Origin of the sequence: Leucobacter sp. NPDC058333, from assembly GCF_042726155.1 — a bacterium.
In the GTDB taxonomy this organism is placed as follows: Bacteria; Actinomycetota; Actinomycetes; order Actinomycetales; family Microbacteriaceae; genus Leucobacter.
Genome location: NZ_JBHXHV010000001.1, coordinates 1,499,497 through 1,514,589, shown reverse-complemented (window position 1 = coordinate 1,514,589; position 15,093 = coordinate 1,499,497). Strand labels below are relative to the sequence as shown.

The window sequence follows — 15,093 nt, the reverse complement described above, 5'->3', positions numbered from 1 at the left end:
GGAGGACCTCGCTCATTTCCGAGGCCCGAAGAGCCGATATTCTATGGTTTGAAGACCCTCAAGTGACGGTTTTGAGGGGGGCCTTGACAGCACTTTTTTTATCCTCTAAGAAGGCCTTACTCGCGCCGCACAAGACGCCATCGCGGGGGCGATCCGTCTGCGCGATCACCACGGGCTACCCACCCCATGAGTTCAAGTTCGGCGAGTATCGCCCGCGTCTCTTCCCCAGTCAGGCCTGCGGCGAGCGCAATCTCGTCACCGCTGCGGAAGCCGCGCAGCGGGATCGCGTCGAGCGTGCGACGGTGCGCAGCCGGTTGGCGATCAGACGCACTCGGGAGCAGTTGTTCTGCGGCGCTGATAATCCCCATGAATTCACGCAGCTCGTCGCTGCTGGATACGAGTGTGGCGCCGTAGTCGCGAATGAGTCGGTGGCAACCAGCGGAGGCTGCACTGGTGATGGGTCCGGGGACTGCTCCGAGGTTTCGTCCGAGCTCGGCCGCGTGCCCAGCCGTGTTCAGTGACCCTGACCGCATGCCCGCCTCCGTGACGAGTGTCGCCTCTGCGAGAGCGGCAATTGCCCGATTGCGTTGCAGAAACCTCCATCTAGTTGGCGCGGCCCCCGGCACCATCTCGGAGCACACGACCCCGGTCTCCGCAATACGTTCAAGCAGCGATTCGTGGGCACTTGGGTAGGCGCGGTCGGCCCCGCCCGCGAGCACGGCAATCGTGGGGACGCCTGCGGCGAGCGCGGCGCGGTGTGCGACCGCGTCGATGCCGTAGGCCGCACCCGACACGATTGCTACTCCGGCGGACCCTGCGGTGTCCACGAGTTCTGCGGTGATGTTCGCGCCGTAGCCGGTGCACGCCCGTGCACCCACCACAGCGAGCGCTTTTGCGCTGAGCTCGGCGGGTTTGCCCCGCGCCCAGAGGAGTTGTGGAGAGTGCGGTCCGAGATCGTTCAGAGACGTCGGCCACAGGATTGATTCTGGCCCGATGACCTGCAGTCCCGCGGCAACGGCGCGGTCGAGGTCAGTCAGGCTCGCGGATCGGTCGAGACGCGGAAGCCAGCGAGCGACCGCGGCGGAGAGCGTGCGACCATCAATCGCGATCCCGGCTGCAGCCGCGGCCGTTCGCAATTGACGTGCGGCACCGACGGTACCCCGGTGAGCGCTGCCCTCCTCACGCGCGTACTTCCCAGACTCCCCCGCGAGCAGTTCAAGCGCTGGCAATGCTCCGAGCGTATCGATCAGTGTTCCTGCCACCGCGTCGCCGGGTTCGATGAGCCGCGACCACACCACTCTGGCAAGCAGGACGTCACGGGCGGTGTCGCAGCGTGATTCGGCGTACTGCGCCTGCGGCCGTACGGGCATCGGGGCTGGGACCAGCTGATCGAGGAGTTCAGGCACCCCTGAGTCGGAGCATCTGATCAATTTGCTGATGCTCATGCGAAGTCACCTCCGCGCAGAGCCAGTGCCCGGGCAACCTCTGGCCGGCGCGGGCGGTCTTTGCCGGCGAGGTCGCTCACCGTCCAGGCGACGCGCAGAGCGCGATCGTAGCCTCGCAGCGTCAGGGCACCGCGCGCGAGCGCGTGGTCGAGTACGGCGGTATCGGCGCGCGGCAGCCGCAGGCGTGCACTGCGCAGCCACCTTCCCGGTACGTCGGCGTTCACCGACCACGGGGTATCGGCCCAGCGGGCGGCGGCGAGCGCTCGAGCCCCCGCCACTCGCTCACGCAGCTCTTCGCTCGATGGGGTTCGTTCGTGGGGGTCATCGAGCAGCACCTTCGATACGCGGTGCAGTGTCAGCCGCAGATCAATGCGGTCGGCGAGTGGCCCCGAGATGCGTTGCTGATAGTTCACGCGCACGCGCGGCGTGCATTTGCAGCGCAGTGCCGTGTCGGGAGACCCGGCGTTGCCGCACGGGCACGGGTTGGCGGCGAGCACGAGCTGCACCTGCGCGGGGAGCACTGTGCGGATGCGTGCGCGGTGTATCTCAATGCGCCCGGTCTCAAGTGGCTGCCGCAGTGCGTCGAGCACGGTGCGCGGAAATTCGGGTGCCTCATCGAGAAACAGCACCCCGTGACAGGCCCGGGTGATCGCGCCCGGTCGCACCTCGATGCCCTGCCCGCCACCGATGATCGAGGCCGTTGAGGCCGTGTGGTGGGGATTTTCAAACGGTGGCCGTCGCACGAGCTCCAGCAGCGGTGAACCACCCAGTGAGGCGATGCTGCTTGCCTCGAGCGCCGCGTCATCGGCGAGCTCGGGGAGCAGCGTGGGAAGGCGCGTCGCGAGCAGTGTCTTGCCCGCTCCCGGCGGGCCAAGCAATGACACATGGTGCCTGCCGGCCGCGGCAATCACCATGGCTTCAACCGCCTCCGGTTGGCCGACGATATCGGCCATGTCGACCGCTGAACCCGGGAGGTCTCTGGCCGGCGGGACGGCCGTCGAGGTGCTCGCGAGCACGATGCGCCCGCGATCCGGCTCTCCGCGATACCACCCCACTGCACTCGCAAGGTCTCGCACCGCGATGACCTCGATGCCGGGCACGAGTGCGGCCTCCGCCCCGCACGATTCCGGCACCATCACCCGCCGGAAGCCCAGCGACCGAGCGGCAGCAGCCGATGAGAGCAGCCCGGCTGGCCTGCGCAGCTCTCCATCGAGCGCCAACTCCCCCAGGTGTGCGACCTCGGAGAGGCCGGTGACGGGGAGGTGCCGCGATGCGGCGAGCGCGGCGAGCGCAATCGCTAGATCAAACCCGGAGCCGTGTTTCGGAAGCGAGGCCGGCGAAAGATTCACCGTGATGAAACGATCTGACAGTGGCATCCCCACCTGGGCGGTCGCCGTGCGCACCCGCAGTTTCGCCTCGGCGAGCGACGTGTCGGGGAGGCCGATGATTGCGATGCCGGGGAGCTGCTGAGAGATCGCAGATTCAACCATCACGGTGGTGCCGTGCAGCCCCGTGAGCGCGATGGAGGCCGCCCGGCATACAACGCCACTCACAAGAGGCCCCGCAGGTGATCGATGCGGGGCGGGGCGCCGGGCATCAGGGTGATACCGATGGCGTCGATGCGGAGGCCCGCCCCCGGAGCCGAGTGTCCACGCACCCAGTCGAGCAGGAGCCGCCGCAGGCGCGCCGCCTTTCGGGCCGTGATGGCTTCGAGGGGATTACCGTAACCCGCGCCGCTGCGAGTCTTCACCTCTACCGCGACGATGACGCCCTGATCGGAGACGACGAGGTCAATTTCGCCGTGTCGGGTACGCCAGTTGCGGTCAAGCACGCGCAGACCGAGCCCCTCGAGATACGCTGCGGCGATGCTCTCGCCACGTGCCCCGAGCGCTTGGTTATGGGGTGACTCGCCGCCCGCGCCACTGGGCGGAACCTCGTGCCGTGATGCCGTTGTGCGCTCCATGTTGCACCTCCTGGAGCACCAGCATGGGTGCAGCGGAGAATGCTGTGGAGCGGTTTGAGAAGAATGTGGAGAAGTCGGCGATATCTCGAATACTGGCCGCGTTGTGAGCGGAAATCACACCACCGCTCAGCACCATACTTCGCTCAGCTCAGCACCACACCCCGCGCAGCGTTACTCGTCGAGCGCGAGCTCCTGCGGCAGTGAGAACTCACGGGCCGACAGCTCTTCGACGTTGACGTCCTTAAACGTGAGCACGCGCACCGACTTCACGAACCGGTCAGCGCGATACACATCCCACACCCAGACATCGGTCATCGCGAGTTCGAAGTAGAAATCGCTGCCGGCATCTTGGCGCTTCAGATCGACGTCGTTTGCCAGATAGAAACGTCGCTCAGTCTCGACGACATAGCGAAACTGGCTCGCGATATCGCGGTACTCGCGAAACAGCGACAGCTCGGCTTCGCGCTCGTAATCGTCTAGCTCGTCCTCGTTCATCCTCACCATCCTACGCCGACTGGCCCGCGAGTTTCGAGCCCCGTGCGGGCCGCGACGCGCCCATGACCGCGAGATTGACTTATTCGAACATATGTTCGAATATACCTGCATGAACTCCCCCGCGACCGTCCGCTCGCTGCAGCAGCGCATCTCCGAGATGCAGCCGGTGCGGCTCGACGCTCGCGTACTGCCCACACTGGCCGGTCTGCGCCCGCTGCTTCCCGGCGGGTCGCTGCGCATGGGGGCGAGCTACGCCGTGCAGGGTTCGCGGCAACTGGCGCTCGCGATGCTCGCGGAGGCATCGGCGTCGGGTGCGTGGTGCGGGGTGATTGGCGACCCCTCGTTCGGGGCTGAGGCCGCTGCCGCGCTCGGTATCGCCCTCGACCGATGCGTCGTCATTCCGCACCCCGGAGCCGATGCGATGGGACTCACCGGCGCGCTCGCCGAGGTACTCACCGTCGTACTCTTGGCCCCCACGTCCCGCCCGAGCCCCGCCGAGGCCGAGCGCATCTCGGCCCGTCTGCGCGATCACGATGCCGCACTCATCGTCGCCGGAACGTGGCCGCGACCCGAGTCAACGCTGCACGTCACGGCCTCCCGGTGGGACGGCCTGGGCCGCGGCCACGGGGTGCTTGCGAACCGCGAGCTGGTGGTGCAGTCGCAGGATCGGCTCGGCGCCAGGAAGCACACCGTTCGGTTCGAGCAGGGCGCGGTCGTCTCCCCCGACACCGCACCTGTCAGACGGCTGGCCGCACTATGACCGCCGAGCGCACACTCATCTTCTGGGTGCCCGACTGGCCCGTGCACGCACTGCTCCGTGATGACGCGGCAGACGGGCTCTCCCCCGATGCCCCGCTCGCCCTCATTGCGAACCGCATCGTGATCGCCTGCTCGGCCGCCGCCCGCATGGAGGGCGTGCGCACCGGCCTCCGAGAACGCGAGGCACAGACCCGCTGCCCAGAACTCGCGGTCTACCCCCACGCTCCAGAAACCGACGCGCGACGATTCGCACCCATCGTCGCGGCGCTCGAGCAGCTCGTGCCCGGCGTCGAGCTCGTGCGCCCCGGGCTCTGCGCCATGCGCGCACGCGGGCCAGCGCGCTACTACGGAGGCGAGGCACCGGCAGGCGCCGCGGTACTCAGGCTCGCGGCTGAGCTCGGCCTCCCTGACGCGCGAGTCGGGATCGCGGATGGCAGATTCACCGCCGAGCAAGTCGCGCGGTCGGCGTCGACCGACCCCGGCATCACGGCGCCCGGTGAAGGGCTCCGCATTGTCGAGCCGGGTGCCTCGCCGGCGTTTCTGTCGCCACTCCCGGTGTCACGCGCCACGGATGCCGGGCTCGCCGAAACGCTGCAGGGGCTCGGCATTCGCACACTCGGCGCGCTGGCGGCGCTTCCCGAGGATGCGGTGCGGCAGCGCTTCGGGCCGCTGGGACTCACCGCGCATCGGCGCGCAACCGCCTCTGGGGCTGGCCACGGCGCCGAAGTGCGCCCCCGCGAACCGGTTCGCGAGCTCGCGGTAGACCTCACATTCGAGACGCCGCTCGACGCGGCAGATCAGCTGGCGTTTGCCTGCAGCGCGCTCGCCGAACGCTTCATCGGCGGTCTCACCGAAGAACGCCTCGTGTGCACCGTGCTCCGCGTCGAGCTCACGGACGACATTGGCGTACACCACGAACGAGAGTGGGCACACCCGCGGCACTTCACCGCGGCCGATACGGTCGGCCGTATTCGGTGGCAGGCCGCATCCGCCGCGACCGAGACAGATCGCGGCGGCGCCGGCGTCGTGCGCGTGCGCATCACCCCCGTACACACCGACCGCATCGCCGCACACGAGCCGGCCCTCTGGAGCACCGAACCAGACGAGCGCGTGCACCATCACCTCAGCCGCGCGCAGAGCCGTCTCGGCCACACCGGAGTGGGCACGGTCGCACTCGCGGGCGGGCGCCTCCTCGCGGATCGGCAACGGTTCGTGCCCTGGAGCACCGCGCGCGTCGAGCGCACGAGCGCACGCACGTCTGCGTCGGGGCCGTGGCCCGGCGCGCTCGTCGGTCCCGTGCCCAGCCGCGTGTTTCCGACGCCGCTCCCCGCCGCGCTGCTCGACGCCACGGGCGCCCCCGTCGAGATTGACGCGGACGATCTGCTGACCACCGACCCCGCTCAGCTGCGCGTGGCGACCACTGCATTCGAGGCCGCCGTTGCGGGCTGGTCCCCGCCCTGGGCTGTGCGCGAGAGGTGGTGGGAGGGCGCCCCCGCGCGGTTCCGCATCCAGGTGCAGCTCGCCGACGGCGACGCCTGGCTGCTGCTCTGCGAAGCCGGCGAGTGGCTGGCCGAGGGGCGCTACGACTGACCGCTGCGAGCGCACCCACACAGCACGCCGCACCGCACACCGCACACCGCACACCGCACGCAACACCGCACACAATCGACACCACTCTCGCGAACGGAGGCATCATGCGCTGGGACAATTCCTCGCTCCCCTGGAAGGAGTTCGAGCGCCGCCTCTCGGGCCGCGCACCGAACGAGACGGCGGCCACCGAGACCGCACCAGACGAAACCGCGGCCGAAGGGGCCGGGGGCAAAACGCAGCCGGCAACGCCAGCAGTCGCGCACCCCGCAGCCACCGACGTGCCCTATGCCGAGCTCCACGCCCATTCTCACTTCAGCTTTCTCGACGGCGCGTCATCCCCCGAGCACCTCTTTGATGAGGCGGCCCGGTTGCGACTCGCGGGCATCGCGCTCACCGACCACGACGGGTTTTACGGCGCCGCGGCCTTCGCCGACGCCGCCGACACCCGCGCGCGACAGGCGGCGAGCACACCGACCGACGACACGGCGACGCTCCCCCTCACCGTGTACGGCGCAGAACTCTCACTCGGACTTGACGCACCCCAGCTCGGCGCCACCGATCCCATGGGCACCCACCTGCTCGTACTCGCCCGCGGCACGAGCGGCTATCACCGGCTCGCAGCCGCAATCACCGAGGCGCAGCTCGCGGGCGGCGAAAAGGGACGGCCACTCTACGATCTCGAGGCCCTCGCAGCTGCGGGAGGAGGCGAGTGGGCGATCCTCACCGGCTGCCGCAAGGGCGCTGTGCGGCGCGCCCTCGAGGGTGCCTCGACCCGGGCTGCGGGCGACGATCAAGCACTGATCGAGCTCGACCGGCTCACCGCGCTCTTCGGTCGCGACAGCGTGCACGTAGAGCTCAGCCACCACGGCCACCCGGGCGACGATCCGCGCAACGACCGGCTCGCCGAGCTCGCCGCGGCGCGCGGCCTGCCGACCCTCGTAACCGGAAACGTGCACTACGCGACCGCCGCCGGCGCACCGCTCGCCGAATCAATGGCCGCCGTGCGCGCCAGACGCAGCCTCGCAGAACTCGATCCTCACCTCCCGGCATCGGGCGCAGCCCACCTGCGCAGCGGGGCCGCAATGCTGCGCCGCTTCGCGCGGCACCCCGACGCCATCGCGCGCACGGTGCCACTCGCCGAAGAACTCGCGTTCCCGCTGCGTGCGGCTCGCCCGCACCTCCCGAAGCTCGCGCTCCCCGACGGCCATACCCAGATGAGTTGGTTGCGCGCGCTCGTGTGGGAGGGGGCAGAGCGCCGGTACGGCACGCCCCTCTCTGACAAGCACCGCACCCGTATCGAGCGCGAGCTCGAGGTTATCGAACAGAAAGACTTCCCGGGCTACTTCCTGATCGTGCACGACCTTGTGCGCGAGGCACGCAGCCGCGAAATTCTGTGCCAGGGGCGCGGATCGGCGGCGAACTCCGCAGTCTGCTTCGTGCTCGACATCACCTCGGTCGATTCGATCCGATACGACCTGCCGTTCGAGCGCTTCCTGTCAAGCCTGCGCGACGAGGAGCCCGACATCGACGTCGATTTCGATTCGGAGCGCCGCGAAGAGATCATTCAGTACGTCTACGAACGCTACGGCCGACGCAATGCCGCCCAGGTCGCGAACGTCATCACGTATCAGCCGAAGGCAGCGGTTCGCGACGCAGCAAAAGCGCTCGGGTACAGTGCCGGCCAGCAGCGAGCCTGGACGCGCGGTCTGGAGCGCAGACGCACGATCGAGACGGACCCCGAGAGCCCGATCCCGCTCGCCGTGCAGCACCTCGCCCAGGCGTTCCAGAAAGCGCCGCGGCACCTCGGCATCCACTCTGGAGGTATGGTGCTGACCGAGCGGCCCGTCGGGGAAGTCTGCCCCATTGAGCACGCGCGCATGGAGAATCGCACGGTGCTGCAGTGGGACAAAGAGGGCTGCGAAACGATGGGCCTCGTGAAGTTCGACATGCTCGGGCTCGGCATTCTGAGCGCGCTGCGTCACACCTTCGACCTCATCGCGGCATCGACCGGCGAGCAGTGGACCTTCAACACCGTGCCGAAAGAGGAGGCCGGGGTCTATGACATGCTCTGCCGAGCCGACGCGGTCGGGGTGTTTCAGGTTGAAAGCCGTGCCCAGCTCAACACGCTGCCGCGCCTGTTGCCGCGCACCTTCTACGACCTCGTCATCGAGATCGCTCTGATTCGCCCCGGGCCAATTCAGGGCGGCGCGGTGCACCCGTTCCTGCGCCGCAAGAACGGCCAGGAGGCGGTGGCCTACGCGCACCCCAAGCTCGAGCCGGTGCTCAAACGCACACTCGGCGTGCCGCTCTTCCAGGAGCAGCTCATGCAGATGGCGATGATCGTGGGCGGCTGCAGCGGCGAAGACGCCGACCTGCTGCGGCGGTCCATGGGGTCAAAACGCGGCCAGGAGCGCATCGACAGCCTGAAGGCGAAGCTCTTCGTTGGCATGGCAGAAAACGGCATCACCGGCGACGAAGCGGTGCGCGTGTACGAGCAGATCGAGGCGTTCGCTGGGTTCGGGTTCGCCGAGAGCCACTCGATCAGTTTCGCCCTGATTGTGTACGTGAGTTCCTGGTGCAAGCTCCACTATCCCGGCGCGTTTCTCGCCGGCCTGCTGCGTGCGCAGCCGATGGGGTTCTACAACGCCCGCTCCCTCACCGAGGACGCGCGGCGGCACGGCGTCGAGATTCTGCCACCCGATGTGCAGCGCTCCGGTGCGCTCTCTGGCCTCGAAGCGATCGCGCAGGATCACCGAGCCCCGACCGGCTCTGACGCTTGCCTGTTACACGATCAACCAGCGCCGGGGCCGTTTGTGCAGGGCTCCCCTGACACGAGCGCCCTGCACCGCAGGGATGGCGCGTTTGCCGTGCGGCTCGGCCTGACCGAGGTGCGCGGCATCGAGCGCGACACCGCCGAGCGCATCGAACGCGCGCGAGCCGAAGCACCGTTTCTAGATCTGGCAGATCTCGCCCGCCGCGCCGACCTCGACCGCACCCGCCTGGAAGCACTCGCGGCCTCCGGCGCCTGCGAAAGCCTCGGGCTCGATCGCCGCGAGGCGCTCTGGGCGGCGGCTCCGGCCTCGGACAACCGCGAGCGCTTTCTTCCCGGGATCGCAGTGCACGTGCAACCGCCGCTGCTGCCCGTGCTTACCGAGGCGGAACAGACGGCTCTTGATCTGTGGACCACGGGGGTCGCCACCGGCACCCACCCGCTCGCGCTGCTGCGCGACGGGCTTGACGCGCGAGGCGTGATTCGCTCGGACCGCACCAAACACGCGCGGCCGGGCGTAGTGGTGGAGGTCGCGGGGCTCGTGACCCACCGGCAGCGCCCTGGCACCGCGAGCGGCATCACCTTTCTCACGCTCGAGGATGAATCGGGCACGGTCAACATCGTCACGTGGGCGCAGGTGTGGGCGCGCAACCGGCTTGTCGCGCGAGCCTCGCCAGCGCTGATCGTGCGCGGCGTGCTCGAGCGCTCCCCTGAGGGCGTCGTAAACGTGATTGCCCAGACCTTCGAGCCGCTTGCCGCACCCATCGGCGTCGCCTCCCGCGACTTCCGCTGAGCGAGGCGACGGCTCCCGCTCAACCGACACCGACCGGCTAAGCTGGCCGGGTGCATACCTCGACGGCGCTGCTCACCGATCACTACGAACTGACGATGGTCGATGCCGCGCTGCAAGCCGGCACCGCCCACCGACGCAGCGTCTTCGAGCTGTTCGCGAGGCGCCTCTCGGGCGCCCGCCGGTACGGCGTCGTTGCGGGCACCGGCCGCCTCCTGGAGGCCATCGAGCAGTTCCGATTCGGCGACGAAGAACTCACCTTTTTACGCGAGCACCAGGTCGTGAGCGCACAGACACTCGACTGGCTTGCCGATTTCAAGTTCTCTGGCAACATCTGGGGGTATCCCGAGGGCGAGGTGTTTTTCCCGGGTTCTCCGCTCATCACGGTCGAGTCGAGCTTCGCCGAGGGCGTGCTGCTCGAAACCCTCGCGCTCAGCATCTTGAACGCCGACTCCGCGGTCGCCACAGCGGCGTCGCGCATGGTGCACGCGGCAGCAGGCAAGCCGCTTGCCGAGATGGGCTCGCGCCGCACCGGCGAGTACAGCGCAGTCGCGTCGGCTCGCGCCGCATATATTGCGGGCTTCACCGCGACGTCGAACCTTGAGGCTGGCCGCAGCTACGGCATCCCCACCATGGGCACCGCAGCGCACAGCTTCACGCTGCTGCACGAGAGCGAACTCGCGGCGTTCGAGGCGCAGGTGGCCGCGCTCGGCACCGGCACCACGCTCCTTGTCGACACCTACGACATCGACGAGGGCGTACGCACCGCTATCGAGGTCGCCGGCACCGAGCTCGGGGCCGTGCGCATCGACTCTGGCGACCTGCCCATCGTCGTCAGCCGCGTGCGTCGCCTGCTCGACGAGCTCGGGGCGACACGCACCCGGATCACGGTCACGAACGACCTGGACGAATACACGGTTGCGGCACTGGCCGCCTCCCCCGTCGACAGCTTCGGCGTCGGCACGTCGGTCGTGGTCGGTTCTGGCACGCCCACGATGGGCATGGTCTACAAGCTCGTCGCTCACGAAGACGCCGACGGCGCGTGGGTGTCGGTCGCGAAGAAGTCGGCGGAGAAGGCTTCGGTCGGCGGGCGCAAGAGCGTGCGTCGCGCACTCTCCCCTCGCGGCGTCGCGACAAACGAACTGATCTTGCTCGGCGACGGCCCGGGTGGCACAACCGAGGGCGCCGACGCCGACGGCCGCCTCGTTCTGGTGCCGCTCGTCATCGACGGCGCGATCCAGCAGGAATACACCGGCCACGACGGTATTGCCGCAGCGCGTGAGCGCCACCTGGCCAGCGTTGCGGAGCTGCCGCCGGTTGCGATGAGCCTGACGCGCGGAGATCCCGCAATCCCTACCGAGTACCGCTAACCGCGCGTCGGCCGACCAACGTCAGTCGCTCACGCCTCGCAGCAAAGCAAGCTTCGCAGCAGAGAGGCTACTTGCGCATCTCCTCGTAGACCTTTTTGCAGTCCGGGCAGACGGGGAACTTCTCGGGGTCGCGCGACGGCGTCCACTTCTTGCCGCAGAGCGCACGTACGGGCTTGCCCGTCATCGCCGACTCCATGATCTTGTCTTTGGGGACGTAGTGCGAGAACCGTTCGTGGTCTCCGTCCTCGATCTGCGAATCTTCGAGCAGCTTCTCGAGTTCGCGGTCGAGCACATCGACGCCGCCTCCGGTGTCGGAATCATTGCGCGTGAAGATACCCATGCGGTCAGTGTACTCCTGGGATCGGTGAATTAATCGAAGACCTGGGTGACTGCAATCAGCTCTGGACCGCTGCGATCGAAGAGCCACCCGCCAATCAGAACACCGAGCACCAGCACGACGAATCCGTATCCGATGCCAAAACCGAGTGCCCACATATTCGAGGCGAACTCAACATCGATGATCGCCGTGATCGCAAACCAGACCGGTGGAGCAGCGAGTGCCAGCGCCAAAATCATCGCGATGGTTTGCGCGAGGCCGGAGCCCGACCCCGACCACTGCGGCTGCACGAACGGACTGTCGCCGGGCCGCGTCGCCGGGTAGGGGGTCAGCACCGAGAAAATGCTCGACACTGCGCACGCCACCAGCAGCACGCCCAGGTTCATTCCCACGACAGCCGGCAGAATGCGCCAGTCGCCGACAATCGTCACCGTGATGCTCGATCCGATGACGGCCAGCGGCACACCGATCATGAGCACCGGCGCGAGGCGCCCAGCACGGTCAGAGCGACCGCGCGTGCCACTCGCGACGTGCTCCCAGATCGCAGTGGAGTCCATCGCGACATCGTTGTGCTGGGACCAGCCGAGCAGCAGCAGGATCACGGGCAACGGCACGAGTGCGAGCCACGTGAGCGGAGCCCCCGCGACCCAAAACGCGAGCATCATGAATATCGGCGCGAGCGGGATCGCAAAGAGTGCGACGCGATAGCGCGGATCCCTTGCCCAGTACGTCAACTGGCGTGCCGCGATTACCTGCGCGGGTCGCGCCGAGAACCGCTCAAACCAGCCGAGGCCGCTGCGCGCAATACCGGGCGAGAGCGGACGTTCAATGTGCTGGTTCGAAACGGCGACGAGCGGAAACCAGATCGCGAGCAGCACAACGATCGCCGCCGCGAGGATGCCGAGTTCAAGCAACGCGCCCTGGCTGTCGCCAGCCGCTGCAGCCTGGATTGCCGCGAACGGGGCCCCGAACGGCGTCAAAGCCAGCGTTTCAGCCGCTTGATCAGCAGTCTCGAACCCGCCAGGAGCAAAGATTGTGGCGCCGACGAACACGGCGAGCGGCAACATCGCGACGATCAGTACGACGCCAGCGGTGCGCAGTGCCCCGGCGAATCGCTGACCCGCGAGCAGTCGCGAAATGAGCGAGGTCACTCGCACACTGGCCACGGCAAAGAGTGCCGCGAGCACGCAGGCGACGGGGGCGATCCAGGCAGGATCATGCCACTCAGGGCGCGTGGTGACGAGCACTGCGAGCCAGATGACCAACAGGAAGAACGGCCACGTCAGCACCGTCGAAAGCAGCAGTGATCCTGCAACTGAACCCGACTCCGCGGGGTACTGCGCGAACTGGCGCGGCTCAAGCATCCGTCGGTTCTCGAAGAAGGGAACGATGAACACGCCGAAGAGGATCGCGGTGCCAATGATGAGGTCGACAACAGAGCGCTCGTGAGCGTCTGCCACGAGCACAGTCGGCGCGAAGGCGAGCACCACGGCAGCGGCCGCGAGCACCGCGTAGAGCAGGGCGGCACGCAGACCCTTGCCAAATGACCCGCGGAAGCTACCGCCCAGCAGCGCTACTCGGAGTCGGAAGAGCCGGAAAGCCACTCGAGCCCCTTCCTTGCATCACTCACACCGGTGAGCTGCACAAACCGCTCCTCGAGGCTGAGCCCATCGCGCACGGCGTCTACGGTGCCCTGAGCAATCACGCTGCCGTCCACAATGATCGAGACGTGGTCACATACACGCTGGATGAGATCAAGGCTGTGGCTCGACATCACGACGCTGCCACCGCCAGAAACATACTTCTCAAGAATGTCGGTGACGTTCGCCGCAGAAACGGGGTCAATGGCTTCGAACGGTTCGTCGAGAACCAACACCTCCGGTGCGTGGATCATCGAGCAGGCGAGCGCAATCTTCTTCTGCATACCGGCTGAGTAGTCGGAGACCAAGCGGCCAAGTGCCGATTCGAGCCCGAATGCTTCAGCAAGTTCGGCAGAGCGTGTGGCGACCGCGGCTTCAGCGACACCGTGCAACACGCCGCTGTAATAGAGGAGCTGGGCGCCCGTGAGCCGGTCAAATAGCCGCAGGCGATCAGGCAGCGTGCCGATAAGTCGCTTCGCCGCCGGACCGTCCGTCCAGACATCAACGCCGCTGACGGTGACACGACCCGACGTGGGGCGCAGCAGGCCGCTGATCATCGAGAGCGTCGTGGTCTTGCCAGCACCGTTCGGCCCGACGAAACCTGTGAATGAGCCCGCGTGCACGTCGATGGAGACGTCGCCCGCCGCGACGAGCGAGCCATACGTCTTCGTGAGCATCTCTGTGCGCAGCACAACGGGGTTTTGCTCGGCGATTCGGCCGCGTTCGCGGGCGCGCACCACCGATGGCACCGGCACCTCAATGCGACCGGTGCGGGGCGAGCGAGTCGCGGGTTCTTCTGAGGCTGAACCGGCGGCGGGAGGCGGCGTCGCGGAGCGCGGCGCGCCGGCAGGCTCCCCCGCGCGCGGCTCAGCGGCGACCGAAGGCGCTCCTGAATCCGTTGCTGTGTCAGGCTGCGAGGCGCCTGACGAGCCGCCCGAGGTCCGGCTCGGACGCAATCGTGATGCCCCACCAGCCCCACTGGCTACTTCGCCGATCACCGTCGCTTCATTCGGCATCGACCCCCTCTGGGGTTCGGGCGCGGGCATGGCTGACGGAGTTACGGGCGGCACGACTACTAATTTAGCAAAGGTTCGGTGTACATCGTGTGGCCTCGCCGATGGTCGGAACCCGGCAGAATAGCTTTGTGTCCTCTTCACCCCGCACCCGACCGCGTCGCGTCAGCGCGTGGTCTTCACTGTGGCTGCTGACTCGACGTGATCTGAAGGTCCGGTATTCGACGTCACTGCTCGGCTACCTCTGGTCCATTCTTGACCCGCTGCTGATGAGCTTGATCTACTGGTTCGTCTTCACGCAGGTCTTTCAGCGCACGGTCGGCGAGCAGCCGTACATCGTTTTCTTGCTCACCGCACTGTTGCCCTGGGTGTGGGTCAACGGCGCCATTTCGGATTCGACACGCGCGTTTTTACGAGACGTGAAACTCGTGAGATCGGTCGCCCTTCCGCACTGGATCTGGGTCGGGCGCATCGTGTGCTCAAAGGGCATCGAGTTTTTACTGAGCCTGCCAGTGCTCGCAGCATTCGCCATTTTCACCGGCGCGCCCGTAGGTTGGGGCATCCTGCTGATGCCCGTCGCCGTCGTGCTGCTCGCGATGCTGACGCTCGGAGTTGGACTCATTGTCGCGCCACTCGTCGTCTATTTCCGCGATCTTGAACGGGCCACGAAACTGATTCTTCGGGTGCTCTTCTACGCATCGCCCATCATTTACGGCGCGGCGGACCTCCCCCATTTCGCTCAGCCCCTCGCCTGGTTCAATCCGCTGTCAGGAATCTTTGCCCTGTTCCGCGCCGGTTTCTTCCCGGATCAGATCGACTGGCCACTGATCGGCGCGTCGACCGCAATGACTCTGGTCTTCCTGGGCATTGGAATTCTCGTCTTCCGCCGCACCATCGGCGGCGTACTCAAGGAGCTGTGAC

Annotated in this window: 12 protein-coding genes; 5 read left to right on the top strand and 7 right to left on the bottom strand. The window is 67.3% G+C overall.

What is annotated here, in order from left to right; all coding sequences use genetic code 11:
• Positions 1–116: 116 nt before the first annotated feature.
• The 4 genes from dprA to ACFWHR_RS07055 all read right to left on the bottom strand — a co-directional run bounded on the left by dprA (position 117) and on the right by ACFWHR_RS07055 (position 3,903).
• Positions 117–1,445, bottom strand: coding sequence for a DNA-processing protein DprA (gene dprA / locus ACFWHR_RS07070; RefSeq protein ID WP_382447559.1), 1,329 nt, complete (start codon positions 1,443–1,445; stop codon positions 117–119).
• On the bottom strand, positions 1,442–2,998 hold the full coding sequence (locus ACFWHR_RS07065) for a YifB family Mg chelatase-like AAA ATPase (protein ID WP_382447558.1): 1,557 nt from the start codon (positions 2,996–2,998) through the stop codon (positions 1,442–1,444). The genes dprA and ACFWHR_RS07065 overlap by 4 nt, the downstream gene beginning before the upstream one ends.
• Positions 2,995–3,408, bottom strand: a complete 414-nt coding sequence (locus ACFWHR_RS07060; protein WP_382447557.1) for a YraN family protein — start codon at positions 3,406–3,408, stop codon at positions 2,995–2,997. The genes ACFWHR_RS07065 and ACFWHR_RS07060 overlap by 4 nt, the downstream gene beginning before the upstream one ends.
• A 171-nt stretch (positions 3,409–3,579) precedes the next feature.
• Positions 3,580–3,903, bottom strand: coding sequence for a DUF2469 domain-containing protein (locus ACFWHR_RS07055; RefSeq protein WP_382447556.1), 324 nt, complete (start codon positions 3,901–3,903; stop codon positions 3,580–3,582).
• A 109-nt stretch (positions 3,904–4,012) separates the two neighbouring features.
• Here ACFWHR_RS07055 and ACFWHR_RS07050 point away from each other — a divergent pair, with 109 nt between their 5' ends.
• From ACFWHR_RS07050 to ACFWHR_RS07035, 4 genes are all read left to right on the top strand, one after another.
• Complete coding sequence (locus ACFWHR_RS07050; protein ID WP_382447555.1) at positions 4,013–4,663, top strand: hypothetical protein; 651 nt, start codon at positions 4,013–4,015, stop codon at positions 4,661–4,663.
• A complete protein-coding gene (locus ACFWHR_RS07045) occupies positions 4,660–6,252 on the top strand; it encodes a DNA polymerase Y family protein (RefSeq protein ID WP_382447554.1) in 1,593 nt (530 codons plus the stop codon). The genes ACFWHR_RS07050 and ACFWHR_RS07045 overlap by 4 nt, the downstream gene beginning before the upstream one ends.
• Positions 6,253–6,356: 104 nt before the next feature.
• Positions 6,357–9,815 (top strand): error-prone DNA polymerase, encoded by a 3,459-nt coding sequence (locus ACFWHR_RS07040; RefSeq protein ID WP_382447553.1) that lies wholly within the window; start codon positions 6,357–6,359, stop codon positions 9,813–9,815.
• A gap of 50 nt (positions 9,816–9,865) precedes the next feature.
• Positions 9,866–11,182 carry a nicotinate phosphoribosyltransferase gene (locus tag ACFWHR_RS07035; RefSeq protein WP_382447552.1) on the top strand — a complete coding sequence of 439 codons (1,317 nt, stop codon included), beginning with the start codon at positions 9,866–9,868 and terminating at the stop codon, positions 11,180–11,182.
• Positions 11,183–11,249: 67 nt separating this feature from the next.
• Here the strand turns inward: ACFWHR_RS07035 and ACFWHR_RS07030 are convergent, their stop codons facing one another.
• The 3 genes from ACFWHR_RS07030 to ACFWHR_RS07020 are packed head-to-tail and all read right to left on the bottom strand — an operon-like array spanning position 11,250 to position 14,175.
• Positions 11,250–11,522: a DUF3039 domain-containing protein gene (locus ACFWHR_RS07030; protein WP_382447551.1), complete on the bottom strand. Its 273-nt coding sequence runs from the start codon at positions 11,520–11,522 to the stop codon at positions 11,250–11,252.
• Between the two features lie 29 nt (positions 11,523–11,551).
• Positions 11,552–13,123, bottom strand: a complete 1,572-nt coding sequence (locus ACFWHR_RS07025) for a hypothetical protein (protein WP_382447550.1) — start codon at positions 13,121–13,123, stop codon at positions 11,552–11,554.
• Entirely contained in the window at positions 13,093–14,175 is a 1,083-nt protein-coding gene (locus tag ACFWHR_RS07020; RefSeq protein ID WP_382447549.1) for an ATP-binding cassette domain-containing protein, read from the bottom strand. Before ACFWHR_RS07020 ends, ACFWHR_RS07025 begins: the two co-directional genes overlap by 31 nt.
• A gap of 101 nt (positions 14,176–14,276) precedes the next feature.
• On the opposite strand from ACFWHR_RS07020, the gene ACFWHR_RS07015 reads away from it, so the two are divergent.
• The gene (locus tag ACFWHR_RS07015; RefSeq protein WP_382447548.1) at positions 14,277–15,092 is read left to right on the top strand and encodes an ABC transporter permease; all 816 of its coding nucleotides are present in this window, start codon (positions 14,277–14,279) and stop codon (positions 15,090–15,092) included.
• Position 15,093: the final 1 nt, after the last annotated feature.